The organism is Bradyrhizobium barranii subsp. apii, assembly GCF_011516635.5.
In the GTDB taxonomy this organism is placed as follows: domain Bacteria; phylum Pseudomonadota; class Alphaproteobacteria; order Rhizobiales; family Xanthobacteraceae; genus Bradyrhizobium; species Bradyrhizobium barranii.
Map to the genome: position 1 here is coordinate 7,157,225 of NZ_CP096255.1, position 13,816 is coordinate 7,171,040.

The 13,816-nt window shown below is 64.9% G+C and carries 14 protein-coding genes; 10 read left to right on the forward strand and 4 right to left on the reverse strand.

Annotation, left to right across the window (positions count from 1 at the left end):
• Positions 1 to 142 precede the first annotated feature (142 nt).
• The 4 genes from HAP41_RS34375 to HAP41_RS34390 are packed head-to-tail and all read right to left on the reverse strand — an operon-like array spanning position 143 to position 4,644.
• On the reverse strand, positions 143 to 1,303 hold the full coding sequence (locus HAP41_RS34375; RefSeq protein ID WP_166089208.1) for a radical SAM protein: 1,161 nt from the start codon (positions 1,301 to 1,303) through the stop codon (positions 143 to 145).
• Positions 1,300 to 3,264: a RiPP maturation radical SAM C-methyltransferase gene (locus HAP41_RS34380; protein WP_166089178.1), complete on the reverse strand. Its 1,965-nt coding sequence runs from the start codon at positions 3,262 to 3,264 to the stop codon at positions 1,300 to 1,302. The genes HAP41_RS34375 and HAP41_RS34380 overlap by 4 nt, the downstream gene beginning before the upstream one ends.
• Positions 3,261 to 4,334, reverse strand: coding sequence for a radical SAM/SPASM domain-containing protein (locus tag HAP41_RS34385; RefSeq protein ID WP_321576656.1), 1,074 nt, complete (start codon positions 4,332 to 4,334; stop codon positions 3,261 to 3,263). The genes HAP41_RS34380 and HAP41_RS34385 overlap by 4 nt, the downstream gene beginning before the upstream one ends.
• A 55-nt stretch (positions 4,335 to 4,389) precedes the next feature.
• Complete coding sequence (locus HAP41_RS34390; protein ID WP_028150121.1) at positions 4,390 to 4,644, reverse strand: hypothetical protein; 255 nt, start codon at positions 4,642 to 4,644, stop codon at positions 4,390 to 4,392.
• Positions 4,645 to 4,910: 266 nt separating this feature from the next.
• On the opposite strand from HAP41_RS34390, the gene HAP41_RS34395 reads away from it, so the two are divergent.
• From HAP41_RS34395 to HAP41_RS34440, 10 genes are all read left to right on the forward strand, one after another.
• The gene (locus HAP41_RS34395; RefSeq protein ID WP_028156974.1) at positions 4,911 to 5,360 is read left to right on the forward strand and encodes a (2Fe-2S)-binding protein; all 450 of its coding nucleotides are present in this window, start codon (positions 4,911 to 4,913) and stop codon (positions 5,358 to 5,360) included.
• An 11-nt stretch (positions 5,361 to 5,371) separates the two neighbouring features.
• Positions 5,372 to 7,558 carry a xanthine dehydrogenase family protein molybdopterin-binding subunit gene (locus tag HAP41_RS34400; RefSeq protein ID WP_166089103.1) on the forward strand — a complete coding sequence of 729 codons (2,187 nt, stop codon included), beginning with the start codon at positions 5,372 to 5,374 and terminating at the stop codon, positions 7,556 to 7,558.
• A 46-nt stretch (positions 7,559 to 7,604) separates the two neighbouring features.
• Positions 7,605 to 8,888 carry an NAD(P)/FAD-dependent oxidoreductase gene (locus tag HAP41_RS34405; RefSeq protein ID WP_175618035.1) on the forward strand — a complete coding sequence of 428 codons (1,284 nt, stop codon included), beginning with the start codon at positions 7,605 to 7,607 and terminating at the stop codon, positions 8,886 to 8,888.
• A complete protein-coding gene (gene soxX, locus HAP41_RS34410) occupies positions 8,881 to 9,333 on the forward strand; it encodes a sulfur oxidation c-type cytochrome SoxX (protein ID WP_166089085.1) in 453 nt (150 codons plus the stop codon). Before HAP41_RS34405 ends, soxX begins: the two co-directional genes overlap by 8 nt.
• A 4-nt stretch (positions 9,334 to 9,337) precedes the next feature.
• Entirely contained in the window at positions 9,338 to 9,805 is a 468-nt protein-coding gene (locus HAP41_RS34415; RefSeq protein WP_166089062.1) for a SoxY-related AACIE arm protein, read from the forward strand.
• A complete protein-coding gene (gene soxZ, locus HAP41_RS34420) occupies positions 9,805 to 10,122 on the forward strand; it encodes a thiosulfate oxidation carrier complex protein SoxZ (RefSeq protein ID WP_166089045.1) in 318 nt (105 codons plus the stop codon). The genes HAP41_RS34415 and soxZ overlap by 1 nt, the downstream gene beginning before the upstream one ends.
• The gene (locus HAP41_RS34425; RefSeq protein ID WP_166089001.1) at positions 10,119 to 10,502 is read left to right on the forward strand and encodes a hypothetical protein; all 384 of its coding nucleotides are present in this window, start codon (positions 10,119 to 10,121) and stop codon (positions 10,500 to 10,502) included. The genes soxZ and HAP41_RS34425 overlap by 4 nt, the downstream gene beginning before the upstream one ends.
• 109 nt (positions 10,503 to 10,611) lie before the next feature.
• Positions 10,612 to 11,961 (forward strand): ABC transporter substrate-binding protein, encoded by a 1,350-nt coding sequence (locus tag HAP41_RS34430; protein ID WP_166088987.1) that lies wholly within the window; start codon positions 10,612 to 10,614, stop codon positions 11,959 to 11,961.
• A complete protein-coding gene (locus tag HAP41_RS34435) occupies positions 11,958 to 12,896 on the forward strand; it encodes a carbohydrate ABC transporter permease (protein WP_166088975.1) in 939 nt (312 codons plus the stop codon). Before HAP41_RS34430 ends, HAP41_RS34435 begins: the two co-directional genes overlap by 4 nt.
• Positions 12,893 to 13,762 (forward strand): carbohydrate ABC transporter permease, encoded by an 870-nt coding sequence (locus HAP41_RS34440; protein WP_175618034.1) that lies wholly within the window; start codon positions 12,893 to 12,895, stop codon positions 13,760 to 13,762. The genes HAP41_RS34435 and HAP41_RS34440 overlap by 4 nt, the downstream gene beginning before the upstream one ends.
• Positions 13,763 to 13,816: the final 54 nt, after the last annotated feature.

Below are 13,816 nucleotides of genomic sequence, written 5' to 3' on the forward strand. Positions count from 1 at the left end.
AGACGCGGCTGCCAGAGCGAGCGCGCCTGCGGGCCGGTGAAGCTGATGCGCTGCGTCGCTGCCTTGGCGACGGCTGGCTCCCGCGGCGCGGCCGCGAGCGGAGGACGGGGCCAGGTCAGCCAGCAGGTCGGCCAGGCGGACGTCATGGTGCGTCCGCCTGCTGGAGCAATGAATGCAGGGTCGGATTGTCACCGATCGACCAGGCGGCGATCATCTTCGCTTCGAGATCGGACCGGCACTCCGAGCGGCTGATCGCGACCTCATCGTTCGCCTGAAGTTCGGTCTCGATGTCCTCGAACAGGCCGAACCACACCGGGCAATCAATCGAGCGCATCCGCCAGTCGCCGTCGATCGCGGTGCCCGGACAATTGCCCTTGCACGCCAGGAAGAACCGGCACCCCTCGCATCCGCCATCGGCCTGCGGCGTCCGGTAAAGCGAGAGCTGGCGCTCGAAGGCCTCGCGGCCGGCACGCAGATGGGTCACACCATCCTTGTTGGTGCGGCCGCAATTGCCGAGCCGGCCATCGCTCTCGACACCCACCACGGCGCGCGTTGCATAGGGATCGCAGGCGCGGAAGACGCATGAGGTCTGCGCGTCATCGCCCCTGAGCATCGCGGCCATCTCGGCGAAGATGTCGAACTGAACCGACGGCAGCTCCTGTTCGAGCCGGCGCTGTCGCCTCAAAGCCGCAAGGTTCTCCTGCGCGGTGAGCGCGAGACCCTCGCCCCTTTCCGTTTCGTCCTGCTCCAGCAGGTGCAGGCGCAGCTTGCGCACGCCAAGGCTGCCGAGAAACCCGATCCACTCGCACAGCACGCCGAGCCGAGCCGGCGCGGCGTTCATCCGGTTGAGCGTCACGATCACGTTCGGCGGCATGCCCTCCCGGCACAACGTCTCGATCGCCGCCTCGATGCGCGCGGTCGCACGCCGCGTCGCCGGCAGGCTGCCGGCCCAGCGGGCATCGTTGAGCGGTCCCGGCCCGTCAATCGAAATGCCGATGCGCACGTGGTATTTCCTGAAGAGCTCGATGTCGCGCTCCTCGATCAGCGTGCCGTTGGTCTGCATGCCGACGCCGCCATGACGGTCGAAGCCAAGCTGCATCAGGCGTTCGAGATCGGGCCGGCGCGTCAGCATGATCTCGCCGCCGAACAGGCTGAAGGGCTCCGCCAATCTGTCCAGCGTCGCCATGATCGCATCGAGATCGTAACGCGTCGGCACGTTGCCGGCGGTGCGGATGCCCTCCTGATAGCAGTAGCGGCACTTGATGTTGCACTTGTCGCCGAGGGGGCGGACTTCGACGGTCATGGCTGCACCCGTTCGAGGCCTGCCGGCTCGTCGCGGGCATTCGTCAAGGCCGCGTGCAACCCGACTTCTTCCGGCAGCGCGATACGCTCGCGTGGCAGAATGAATCCGAGCGGAAACTCGGCACGGGCGTCGGCATCAAAAATCTCCCGGCCGGCCTCGGTGACGAGCGATAACACCCTGCCGTCGATCTCGATCGCAAACCGTCGCGCCAGAATCGCATCCAGCGCGGCCTCGACTGATGCCGCATCCAAACGATCGGCAAGCTGTTCAATGACGCTCAGTCGCGTGCAGGGATTGCGCAGCAGATTGAGCACGGCGATCTCGGCCAGTGTCGGACAATAGAACGGCTGGAGCGCGCAGGCCCGGGTGTCGCTGACGAGATGCGCCGTGCCGACCGCCGTCATCGTCAATTGCGGCGCAAAGGGCTGATCGAACCAGCGCGCGCGCCAAGCCGCGCTCGCCGCCTTGAGCGACACCAGATCCTGCTCGCGCGCGGCATCGGGTGCGTCGCCCTCGAAGAAATAAGCGAGATCGAAAAGATCCTCGTCAGGGACATCGTAGATCGCGCCATAGGCCGGCATCGGCGTGATGTTGCGGAATCCGATCTCGGCGGCGCGCTCGAAATTGGGACTGAACCGGTCGAGCCGGATACGGCCGCAGCCGACCGGCGGCTGAAGATGTTCGAGCAGCGGAACCATTTTTGCGACGGCGTCGTAGGCGTCGCGGGGCTCGCCGGGAAATCCGTACAGGATCGACCAGACCAGCCCGACGCCGAGCTCGCGGCAATTGCGCAGCAGGCGCAGGTTGAGCAAGGCGCTCACACCCTTGCGCATGAGATGCAGCACCGGATCCGACAGGCTTTCGATGCCGGGCTGCAACCAGACCGTCCCCGCGAGCGCCAGCTTCTCGAGCTGTGCCTCGTCCATATTGGCCTTGATCTCGTAGAAGAAGCGAAAGCCGTGTGCCGGGCGTTCGGCGAGCCTGCCCAGCACGTCGTCGATATGGGACATGCCCAGGATGTTGTCGGTCGCGGCAAAGCGCCCGATGCCGAACTCCGCATGCAGGGTCTCGATCTCGCTGAGCACGCGCGGCGCCGACTTGGCCCTGAACGCCATGCCCTCCCCGTTCAGGCCGCAGAACGTGCAATGGTGCTTCTGCCCCCACCAGCAGCCGCGCGAGGACTCGAACGGAATCGAGGGACGCACGCGCGCCGCTTCGGACATCCAGGGGAACTGCGCGAAATAGTCGGCGTAGTCGGGGATCGGCAGCGCATCCATCGCGGTCGGTCCGGCTGCTGCGCCAGCAGCCGGCTGGTCGCGGGACAGGCATCCCGGGAGGCCGCGAGGCACTTCGCCGCGCAGGATCGCCTCGACGGCCGGCCCGAACACGGTATCGGCCTCGCCGTTGAAGACATAGTCGATCTGCGCAAAGTTCTTCAGCAGCACCGCGCCCATCGGCCCATGGCAATTGGCGCCGCCGAAGCAGACGACGACGGACGGATCACGCGCCTTGACCGCGGCCGCGATCGCGAGCGAAGCGGCCGTCTGCTCGAACATCGAGGTAAAGCCGATGATCTTGGGGGTGCGTTCGAGCAGCCGGTCGGCCGCTTCCGCCACGAAGGACGGGATCAGGTTGCGGCGGATCTCGTAGAGCTGGTCCAGCCCGTTGCGCTCGATGGCGGCGCTGAGCTCGCTGAGGTGGCGCTGCGCCTGCGGCCGGCCGGGCCGCGTGCCCAGGCAATCGCCGAACAGCCAATCGCCGGCGAGGAGATGGCTCGGCAGCTTCTCCGCAAGCTGCTCGTTCAGATCGAGCCCGATGCGGTCGGCGAAGAGCAGGTTCAGATAGAGCGTCTCGGCCCGAATGCCCTTCTGCCGCAGCAAGGCCTGCAACAGGCCGAGCGCCGCCGATGGCCGCACCACCGACATCACCGGCGCCGAGCAGAAGAGGACATCGACGCTCATTGTGCGGCCACGAGGTTGGCAGATGCAGCTTGCCCGTCCAGCAGGATCTCGCAGGTCTCGATCTGGCCGCGGCGCGCCTCGGCGGCTTCGCGCACGCGCGCCAGCAGCTCTGGCGAGCGGAAGATGCGGTCGCAGGCGGTGCAGATGCCGTCGAAATCCTCAACGCGCATCGGCACGGGATCGGCGGCCGTGACTGCGGCGAGGATGGCGACGGGTCCCTCGAGCCTGATCCATCTGTAGAGCGGATCGTCCGCGGCCGCCTGCATCGCGGCTTCGATCCCTTCCTTCGCGATGTGGCCGACCTTCAGCGAGTCGTAATGGGGAAGCACGCCGCAGCAGGGCCGGATGCCGCCCTCGTGGTCGACCGTGACCGTGTGGAGAACGGACTCGCAGGGACCGCGATAGGCCGAGGCGTGGCGAACGCGCCCCGCCTGCGTGTCCTCGTCCGTGCCCTCACCGCGACCGGTCGAGTTCGCGACGGTCTCATAGATGTTGATGCCGGGCTCGTCCTGAAGGCCGAGATCGGCGCGCAGGCTGGCGGCAGTGATCTTCGAACCCGCCTCGACCACCACGGCGATCCGAAGCAGCAGGCCGCATTCGCGCGCAGCAGCGACCGCGTTGGCAATGAAGTTCAGCGGCACGAACTCGGCGTGGGGATCGTCGTAAGACAGCGTCATTTCGGTGAGGCCGGCATCGCGCAATCGCCGGACAGCCGTTGTCGCACGCGCGGGCGACTTGGCCCAGAACGCGCTCGTGGTGATGCCCGCGCGCAAGCCCAGCGACGCGGCCAGGGCCACGGCGTCGGCAACGATGTCCGCATGCAGCATCGGATCACCCCCGACGAAATGGATGATCTCCATCGACGGGATCTGTGCGGCCTGCTGAATGCAACGATGAACGTCCGCGGCGGACAGGTGCCCGCCGTGAAACATGTCAGATGAAAAGCAGCAATGCGAATATTTGAGCGGGCATTTCAGAGTGACGTTCAGAACGAGATTGGTAGGCGTCACCCTGGCCGCGCGGAAATCGGATAAAAATTGTGCGCCGAACGCCATGGCCGACGACCTCATATCCCGGCTGCCCGGCGAACCGGTCAGCCGGCCATCGTGATCTGCAGATGCGGGATCAGAGGATGTCGATATGGATCGTACCGGCCTGTACGCCGCCGCTACGCGTGGCCAGCTTGTTCCGCAGCATCGACGCCGTCTGGTCGTCGAGCTGTACGCCAACGCTGCTCAGATAGGAGACCGGGTCCTTGCTGACGTCGCTGGCAAGGCTGAGCAAATCGGCGTGGGTGGTGAGTCCGGACGGTGACTTGGCTTTGAGATCGTTACCTGACGCGAGAACTTTTTCGAGATCGATCGTGACGATGCGGCCCATGAAGATTCTCCCTTAGGATGGACTAATGATCCATCAAACCAAAGGTTGTACAATACCCTCAGATAGTCAAACGAATTCGATGCGACCAAAGGCTGCGGATTTGCACCGCCGTTCACAACGCAACACCGCGCTTCCGACATTCTTCCCCGCGCATGCCAGCCTCGCTGTTGGCCACCCCTCGGACTATTGATTTGAACAGTTCCAATTTGCCAGACACATTGTTCCCTGAGTCCGATCGGTGGATTGGGCCAATCAGGGGACTTGCGATGGCAAACCTAACAATCAACGGAAAAACCTTCACGCTCGACGTCGAGCCGGATACGCCGCTGCTCTGGGCGATCCGTGAGAATGCCGGCCTGACCGGCACCAAATATGGCTGCGGCATTGCGCAATGCGGCGCCTGCACCGTTCACATGGACGGCGTCGCCATCCGTTCCTGCGGGATTTCGGTCAGCGAGGCCGAAGGCAAGAAGATCACCACGATCGAAGGGCTCGCGTCCGGCGACACGCTGCACAAGGTGCAGGCAGCCTGGATCGCCAAGGACGTTCCGCAATGTGGCTATTGCCAGAGCGGCATGATCATGGCGGTGGCCGCGCTTCTCGCCGAGAAGCCGAAGCCGACCGACGCCGATATCGACGAGGCCATCACCAATATCTGCCGCTGCGGCACCTTCCAGCAGGTGCGCGAAGCGATCCACACGATCGCCAGCGCCTGAGGAGCCGCCCCATGAACAAGCATGTTTCTCCCAAGATGAACCGTCGCGCCTTCGTCATCGGCACCGCCGCTGTCGGCACCGGCCTCGCCATCGGGCTCGATCTCCCCTTCGGCGGCCCCGCCGTGGTCCGCGCGGCCGACGGCGCGCCGGAAGTCAACGCCTGGGTCGTGGTCAGGCCCGATGACACCGTCGTGATCCGCATCGCCCGCTCCGAGATGGGCCAGGGCTCGCTCACCGGCTTGGCCCAGCTGGTCGCCGAGGAACTCGAATGCGACTGGTCGAAGGTCACGACCGAATACCCGACTCCCGGCCAGAGCGTCGCCCGCAAGCGCGTCTGGGGTGATTTCTCGACCGGCGGCAGCCGCGGCATCCGCAGCTCGCAAGACTATGTCCGCAAGGGCGGTGCCACCGCGCGCGTGATGCTGATCGAGGCCGCCGCGAATGAGTGGAAGGTGCCGGCCTCCGAATGCACCGTCGCCAAGGGGGTCATCACCCACAAGGCGTCGGGCAAGACGACGACTTACGGCAAGGTCGCAGAAGCCGCCGCCAAGCTGACGCCGCCGGCCGACGTCAAGCTCAAGGATCCCAAGGACTGGACCATCGCAGGCAAGGGCCTGCTGCGGCTCGACACCGCCGACAAGACCACCGGCACGATGACCTACGGTATCGACGTCAAGCTGCCGGGCATGCTGAACGCCGCAATCAAGGACTGCCCGGTGTTTGGCGGCAAGCTGAAGAGCTATGACGAAGCCAAGATCACCGGCATGAAAGGCGTCAAGAAGGTCGTCAAGGTCGGCGACACCGCGGTTGCGGTCGTTGCCGACACCTGGTGGCACGCCAAGACCGCGCTGGAAGCGCTGCCTATCGTCTGGGACGAGGGCGAGAATGCCAAGGTCTCCAGCGAGTCGATCGCGAAGTGGCTGGCTGAGGGCCTCGACGATTCGCAGCCGGCCTATGTCGGCAACAAGAACGGCGACGTCAAAGCCGCGATTGCCGGCGCAGCGAAGAAGGTCGAAGCCGTCTACAACTACCCCTACCAGAACCACGCCACGATGGAGCCGATGAACGCCACCGCGCTCTACACGGCCGACAAATGCGAGGTCTGGTGCGGCACGCAGAACGGCGAGGCCGTCTTCGCGGCGGTGCTGGAAGCCTCCGGCCTGCCGGCAGAGAAGTGCGACATGTACAAGGTGATGCCCGGCGGCGGCTTCGGCCGGCGCGGCCAGACCGACTACGTCCGTCAGGCGGTCATGATCGCCAAGCAGATGCCGGGCACGCCGATCAAGCTGTTGTGGTCGCGCGAAGAGGACATGGCGCACGGCAGGTATCACCCGATCACCCAGTGCAAGATGACCGGCGCGTTCGACGCCAACAACAATCTGGTCGCGCTGCACTACCGGCTGTCCGGACAGTCGATCCTGTTCTCGCTCCGCCCCGAAGCGCTGCAGAACGGTATGGATCCGGCCGCATTCCAGGGCGTCGCTCAGTCCGGCGAAGCCGCGTTCGGCTATTCGGTGCCGAACCTCCTGATCGAGCATGCGATGCGCAACCCGCACGTTCCACCCGGCTTCTGGCGCGGCGTGAACGTCAATCACAACGCGATCTACATGGAATGCTTCATGGACGAGCTGGCCCAGGCCGCAGGTCAGGACCCGCTCGAATTCCGCCGCAAGCTGATGGGCAATCATCCCAAGCATCTGGCGGTGCTCAATGCCGTGGCCGAGAAGATCGGCTGGGACAAGCCGGCACCGCAGGGCGTCTATCGCGGCATCGCGCAGGTCATGGGCTATGGCAGCTATGTCGCCGGCGCCGCCGAGATCTCGGTGACCGACGGCAACAAGATCAAGGTGCATCGCATCGTCGCCTCCACCGATCCCGGCTACGTCGTCAATCCGGCGCAGGTGGAGCGGCAGATCGCCGGCTCCTTCGTCTACGGCCTCTCCGCGCTGTTCTACGGCGGCTGCACCGTCAAGGACGGCAAGATCGAGCAAACCAACTTCGACACCTACAACTCGATGCGCATCAACGAGATGCCGAAGGTGGAATCGGTGATGGTGCCGAGCGGCGGGTTCTGGGGCGGCGTCGGCGAGCCCACCATCGGCGTCGCGGCGCCGGCGGTGCTCAACGCCTATTTCGCGGCGACGGGCAAGCGCATCCGCTCGGTGCCGCTGCGCGACCAGAACATCACCTTCGCCTGAGAAACGCCGCGGCGGCTGCAACGGCCGCCGCGGCATTTTTGCCTGGATGATCCTGATGACCACGCGCCCGGTGACACGGCGGAATGCCGTGCTCGGCATCACCGCGGCCGCCGCAACGCTGGCGCGGCCATCGGTCCCGCGCGCGCAATCGGCAGCACGTATCGTCGTGGTCGGCGGCGGGTTCGGCGGCGCGGCCTGCGCCCGCGCGCTGAAACGCGCGCAGGAAAACCTGCAAATCATCCTGATCGAGCCGAACGCGGTCTTCACCTCCTGCCCCTTCAGCAACGAGGTGATTGCGGGCCTGCGTGAGATCGACGCGCAGCAGTTTGACTATGACAAGCTCGCCGCCGAGGGCATCACCGTGATCGGCGAGGCCGTGACCACAATCGAGCCGCAGCGGCGCAGCGTCGTGACGACCGACGGCGTCGCGCTGCCCTATGACCGTCTCGTGCTCTCGCCCGGCATCGACTTCCATTTCGAGGCCCTGCCCGGCTATGACGAAGCGGCATCCGAAAAAATGCCGCACGCCTGGAAGGCCGGGACGCAGACGCTGCTGCTGCGCAGGCAACTGGAGGCGATGGCGGACGGCGGCACGGTCGCCATCGCGATCCCGGCCAATCCCTCGCGCTGCCCGCCTGCGCCTTACGAGCGCGCAAGCCTGATCGCGCATTACCTGAAGACGAAGAAGCCGCGCTCGAAGGTGCTGGTCCTCGATGCCAAGGACAATTTTTCGCAGCAGCGGCTGTTCGAGAAGGCGTGGAAGGAGCTCTATGGCGACATGATCGAGCGCATCGCGCTGTCGCAGGGCGGTCGCGTCACCTCGGTCGATCCTTCGACAAGGACCATCATCACCGAGTTCGGCAACTACACGCCTGATGTCGCCAACGTCATCCCGCCGCAACGCGCCGGCCGCATCGCCGAGATCGCGGGCGCGGCGGATGCGACCGGCTGGTGCCCGATCGATCCCGTGACCTTCGAGTCGAAGCTCGTCCCGAACATCCACGTCATCGGCGATGCCTGCCTCGGCGGCGGCATTCCCAAATCGGCGTCGGCCGCGACCGCACAGGGCAAGGCCTGCGCCGCCGCCATCGTCAACCTGTTCGCGGGCCGCGCGCCGGAGACGCCGCGGCTGACCGGCGTCTGCTATACAACCGCCGCGCCCGGCTACGGCTTCTCGCTCGCCGGCAACTACCAGCCCAGGGGTGACATCTTTGCCGAGGTCGAAGGCGGCGCGACCAGCCCGGTCGATGCACCACGCGAGCTCCGCGCCCGCGAGGCGGCTGAAGCCGAGCGCTGGTTTCAAACCATCACGGCGGACACCTTTGGCTAGAGCATTCCTTCATATCTTAGCGCTGATCGCCGCCGGCGTTGCCTTGGCTTGCGGCGCAAGAGCCGACGAGCTCGTGCCCTACAAAATCATCGGTGACACCATCCCGGAGCCGCTCACGGGCTCACCAGCCGATGCCGCGCGTGGACGCGCGCTGGTGGTGGCGCGCACCACGACCTGCATCCTTTGCCATTCCGGTCCGTTCCCGGAGGCGCGGTTCCAGGGCGACCTCGCGCCCGATCTCACCGGCACCGGAAACTGGTGGTCGGCGGGCCAGTTGCGGCTGCGGCTGGTCGATGCATCGCGCTACAACCCGCAGACCATCATGCCGTCCTATTATCGCAACGACGGGCTGGTCCGGGTCGGGCGCAATTTTGCCGGCAAGCCGATATTATCCGCCGCGGAGATCGAAGACATCGTGGCCTTTCTTGTAACGCTTCGGAACTAGCTTCATGCCAACCACGCGACGACAATTCCTGAGTATTGCAGGCGGCGCGACGGTCGCCGGAACGATTCCGATCGTCACGCTGCGACCGCTGGAAGCGACGCCCGCGATGCTCAGCACCGCCATCCGCAACGTCGTCGGCGAAGCCCAGATTCGCACCGGCAAGATCAAGCTCGACATTCCGCCGCTGGTCGAGAACGGCAACACCGTGCCGATGACGGTAAGCGTCGCAAGCCCGATGACGGCAAACGACTACGTCAAGAGCATCCACGTCTTCAACGAGAAGAACCCGCAGCCGAACATCGGTAATTTCTATCTCAACCCCTCCTCCGGCCGCGCCCAGGTCTCGACCCGCATGCGGCTGGCCGACACCCAGAAGGTGGTGGCAATCGCACGCATGTCCGATGACACGTTCTGGCAGGTCGCCGCCGACATCGTCGTGACGCTGGCCGCCTGTACCGAGGAGATGAACTGATGGCCGCGCTCATCAACGTTCCGACAAAAGCCAAACGCGGCGATGTCATCGAGATCCGCACGCTGACCTCGCACATCATGGAGACCGGCTTCCGCCACACCGCGGACGGCGCGCTGGTGCCGCGCGACATCATCACGAGTTTTACGTGCCGCTACAATGGCACCGAAGTTTTCCGCGCCGACCTGTTTCCGGCGATCGCGGCCAACCCATATCTCTCCTTTTTCACGGTCGCGAAGGAGAGCGGCAAGTTCGAATTCGAATGGATCGGCGACAACGGCTATTCGTCGACCGCATCGGCCTCGATCACGGTCGAATGATCTTTTGGCGCGCGATAGCGGCGGCAACATTGTTGGCCGCGGCCCCTGCCCTGCTCGCCGGCGAAATTCCGCCGGACGCGCGCCGCTCCGGCTATTCGTTCATGGGGCCGGACACGCGCGCGGTGGCGCAGGGCCGCGACCTCTTCATGCGGCGCGAGGGCCAGCTCAACCTCGCCTGCACCAATTGCCACGACGACAATTTCGACAAGCGTCTTGCGGGCGCGCCGATCACGCAAGCGCAGCCGACCGGCTATCCGCTCTACCGCCTGGAGTGGCAGACGCTGGGGTCGATCGAGCGAAGGTTGCGCAGTTGCATGACCGGCGTACGCGCCCAGGCCTATGATTACGGCGCGCCCGAGCTGGTCGCGCTTGAACTCTAGATGTCGCGGGCGCGCGGCCTGCCGATGGAGACGCCTGCCGTGCGTCCCTGAGTTCCCAGATTAGGACTAGGCAGGCGTGGCACGGCCGTTAGTATCCCTCCCAAAGAAAATGAATCAGAGGGAGGGATTTGACGTGGCCAACCATAACATCTCGCGCCGCACGCTGTTGACGGGGACCGCCGCGGCTGGCGCGCTCAGCCTGACCGGACTACCGGCACGCGCCGAGGTCAACTGGAAGAAATACGCCGGGACCAAGCTGGAGGTGATCCTCGCCAAGGGTCCGCGCGGCGACAACCTGCAAAAAAACATCAAGGAGTTCACCGAGCTCACCGGCATCCAGGTGGAATCCGAACAGATCCCGGAGCAGCAGCAGCGCCAGAAAGTGGTGATCGAGCTGACCTCGGGCCGGCCGAGCTTCGACGTCGTCCATCTCAGCTATCACGTCCAGAAGCGGCAGTTCGAAAAGGGGGGCTGGCTCGCCGACCTGACGCCCTTCATGAAGGATCCGACGCTGACGGCACCCGATCTCGTCGAGAGCGATTTCTCGGCCGCCGGCTTGCAATACGCCAAGAACGACAAGGGCCAGATGCTGTCGCTGCCCTGGTCGGTCGATTACTTCATCCTCTACTACAACAAGGAGCTGTTCCAGAAGAAGGGCGTCGCGGTCCCCAAGACCCTCGACGAGATGGTCGCGGCCGCCGAAAAACTGACCGACACCAAGGAAGGCACCTACGGTTTCGTCGGACGGGGCCTGCGCAACGCCAACATGACGTTGTGGACCAACTTCTTCCTCAACTATGGCGGCGAATTCCTCGACGCCAAGGGCAACATCCTGACCGACGGTCCAGAGGCGGTCGCGGCGACAAAGCTCTATCAGACGCTGCTGACGAAGGTCGCCCCGCCAGGCGTCGCCGGCTTCAACTGGATGGAGTCGATGGCCTCGTTCACGCAAGAACGTTCGGCGATGTGGATCGACGGCGTCGGCTGGGCGCCGCCGCTGGAGGACCCCGCCGCCTCGCGCGTGGTCGGCAAGGTCGGCTACACCGTCGTGCCGGCCGGACCGAAGGGGCAATATTCGGCCACCTATGGCGACGGCATCGGCATTGCTGCGGCCAGCAAGAACAAGGAAGCCGCCTATCTGCTCTGCCAGTGGGCGGTCTCGAAGCAGCAGGGCGCGCGCCTGTTGCAGGCCGGCGGCGGCGTGCCGTTCCGCAACTCGATCCTCGGCGATCCCGAGGTCCAGAACGGCGTGAAGATGCCCAAGGAGTGGCTGCAGTCGGTGATCGATTCCGCCAAGATCAGCAAACTCGGCCTTCCCGTCGTGATCCCGGTCGCCGAATTCCGCGATCTCGTCGGCGCGGCTCTTACCTCGACACTATCGGGCGCCGATCCCGCAACCGAGCTGAAGAAGGCTCACGATCAGTACCGGCCGATCCTGGAGCGTAGCGAAAAGGCGTGAGTGCGTTGACACAATCGACTCCGGCCGCGGCACAGTCTGATGCCGCGCCGGAGAAGGCGTTGCGGCCGCCGTCCTACTGGCCGTTCGTGGTGCCGGCGCTGGTCGTCGTGCTCGCGATCATCATCTTCCCGTGGGTCTTCACGATCTGGATGAGCCTGAACGAGTGGAAGGTCGGCTCACCGACCACCTTCGTCGGGTTTTCCAACTATCTGCGGCTGACGAGCGATCCCCGCTTCATCGAGGCGGTGGGGCACACCATGGTCTACACTTTGCTATCGGTGCTGATGCCGCTGATCCTCGGCACGTTCGCGGCCGTCGTGTTTCACCAGAAATTCGCCGGCCGCGGCTTTCTGCGCGGCATTTTCATCATGCCGATGATGGCGACCCCCGTCGCGATCGCGCTGGTCTGGACCATGATGTTTCACCCGCAGCTCGGCGTGCTGAACTACCTCTTGTCGCTGGTCGGGATCCCCGCACAGCTCTGGGTCTTTCACCCCGCAACCGTCATTCCCTCGCTCGTGCTGGTCGAGACCTGGCAATGGACGCCGCTGGTCATGCTGATCGTGCTCGGCGGCCTCGCCGCGATCCCGACCGAGCCTTATGAAAGCGCGCAGATCGACGGCGCCAGCTTCTGGCAGGTATTCCGCTTCATCACGCTGCCGCTGATCATGCCGTTTCTGTTCATCGCCGGCATGATCCGCATGATCGATGCCGTGAAGAGTTTCGACATCATCTTCGCGATCACGCAGGGAGGACCGGGCTCCGCGTCGGAGACGATCAACATCTATCTCTACAGCGTCGCCTTCACCTATTACGACCTCGGCTACGGCTCGGCGATTGCGGTGGTCTTCTTCCTCCTCATCGTCGCCCTTGCGGCCGTGATGCTCTATGCCCGCCAGCGCATGCTGTGGACCGAAATTGCGAGCGGCGCATGAACCCAGGTCAAGTCAACCCAAGTCAAATCAATCCAGGTCAAATCAACCTACGTCAGGTCATTGGCAGGATCGGTCTGTGGCTCTCGGTGTTCGTCATCGTGTCGCCGGCGATCCTGTTCTTCCTCTGGATGGCGTCGCTGTCGCTCAAGTTCGAGGTCGACAATGCCGCCTACCCGCCGGTGTTCATCCCCGATCGCATCGCCTGGAAGAACTATGCCGACGTGCTCGCTTCCAACCGCTTCCTGACCTATTTCGTCAACAGCCTAATCGTCACCGGCAGCGCGACCGCGCTGGCCCTGCTCGTCGGCGTTCCCGCCGGCTACGGCATCGCGCGCATGGCTGCGCACAAATCCGCGATCGTGATCCTGATCGCGCGCATCACGCCCGGCCTTTCCTATTTGATCCCGCTGTTCCTGCTGTTCCAGTGGCTGGGATTGCTCGGTACGCTGGTGCCGCAGATCATCATCCATCTCGTCGTGACGGTGCCGATCGTGATCTGGATCATGATCGGCTATTTCGAGACCACGCCGCTGGAGCTGGAGGAAGCCGCGCTGATCGACGGCGCCACGCGGTGGCAGGTCTTTCGGCACGTCGCCCTGCCGATCGCCAAGCCCGGAATCGCGGTCGCCTTCATCCTCGCCGTGATCTTCTCCTGGAACAATTTTGTGTTCGGCATCGTGCTGGCCGGACGCGAGACGCGCACGCTGCCCGTCGCCGTCTACAACATGATCTCGTTCGACCAATTGAGCTGGGGCCCGCTCGCCGCCGCCGCGCTGATCGTCACCCTCCCGGTGCTGCTGCTCACAGTGTTCGCCCAGCGGCAGATCGTGGCGGGGCTCACGGCGGGGGCGGTCAAGGGCGGGTAGCTGCGCCAATCTCAATCCTCTGGGGAGCGCACTCTTGCGCGCTTCCCGCGCCAC

Coding starts and splice junctions, on each gene's coding strand:
- HAP41_RS34375 (WP_166089208.1), bottom strand. CDS start 1,303: ATGACCGTCGAAGTCCGCCCCCTCGGCGACAAGTGCAACATCAAGTGC.
- HAP41_RS34380 (WP_166089178.1), bottom strand. CDS start 3,264: ATGAGCGTCGATGTCCTCTTCTGCTCGGCGCCGGTGATGTCGGTGGTG.
- HAP41_RS34385 (WP_321576656.1), bottom strand. CDS start 4,334: ATGAGGTCGTCGGCCATGGCGTTCGGCGCACAATTTTTATCCGATTTC.
- HAP41_RS34390 (WP_028150121.1), bottom strand. CDS start 4,644: ATGGGCCGCATCGTCACGATCGATCTCGAAAAAGTTCTCGCGTCAGGT.
- HAP41_RS34395 (WP_028156974.1), top strand. CDS start 4,911: ATGGCAAACCTAACAATCAACGGAAAAACCTTCACGCTCGACGTCGAG.
- HAP41_RS34400 (WP_166089103.1), top strand. CDS start 5,372: ATGAACAAGCATGTTTCTCCCAAGATGAACCGTCGCGCCTTCGTCATC.
- HAP41_RS34405 (WP_175618035.1), top strand. CDS start 7,605: ATGATCCTGATGACCACGCGCCCGGTGACACGGCGGAATGCCGTGCTC.
- HAP41_RS34415 (WP_166089062.1), top strand. CDS start 9,338: ATGCCAACCACGCGACGACAATTCCTGAGTATTGCAGGCGGCGCGACG.
- soxZ (WP_166089045.1), top strand. CDS start 9,805: ATGGCCGCGCTCATCAACGTTCCGACAAAAGCCAAACGCGGCGATGTC.
- HAP41_RS34425 (WP_166089001.1), top strand. CDS start 10,119: ATGATCTTTTGGCGCGCGATAGCGGCGGCAACATTGTTGGCCGCGGCC.
- HAP41_RS34430 (WP_166088987.1), top strand. CDS start 10,612: ATGAATCAGAGGGAGGGATTTGACGTGGCCAACCATAACATCTCGCGC.
- HAP41_RS34440 (WP_175618034.1), top strand. CDS start 12,893: ATGAACCCAGGTCAAGTCAACCCAAGTCAAATCAATCCAGGTCAAATC.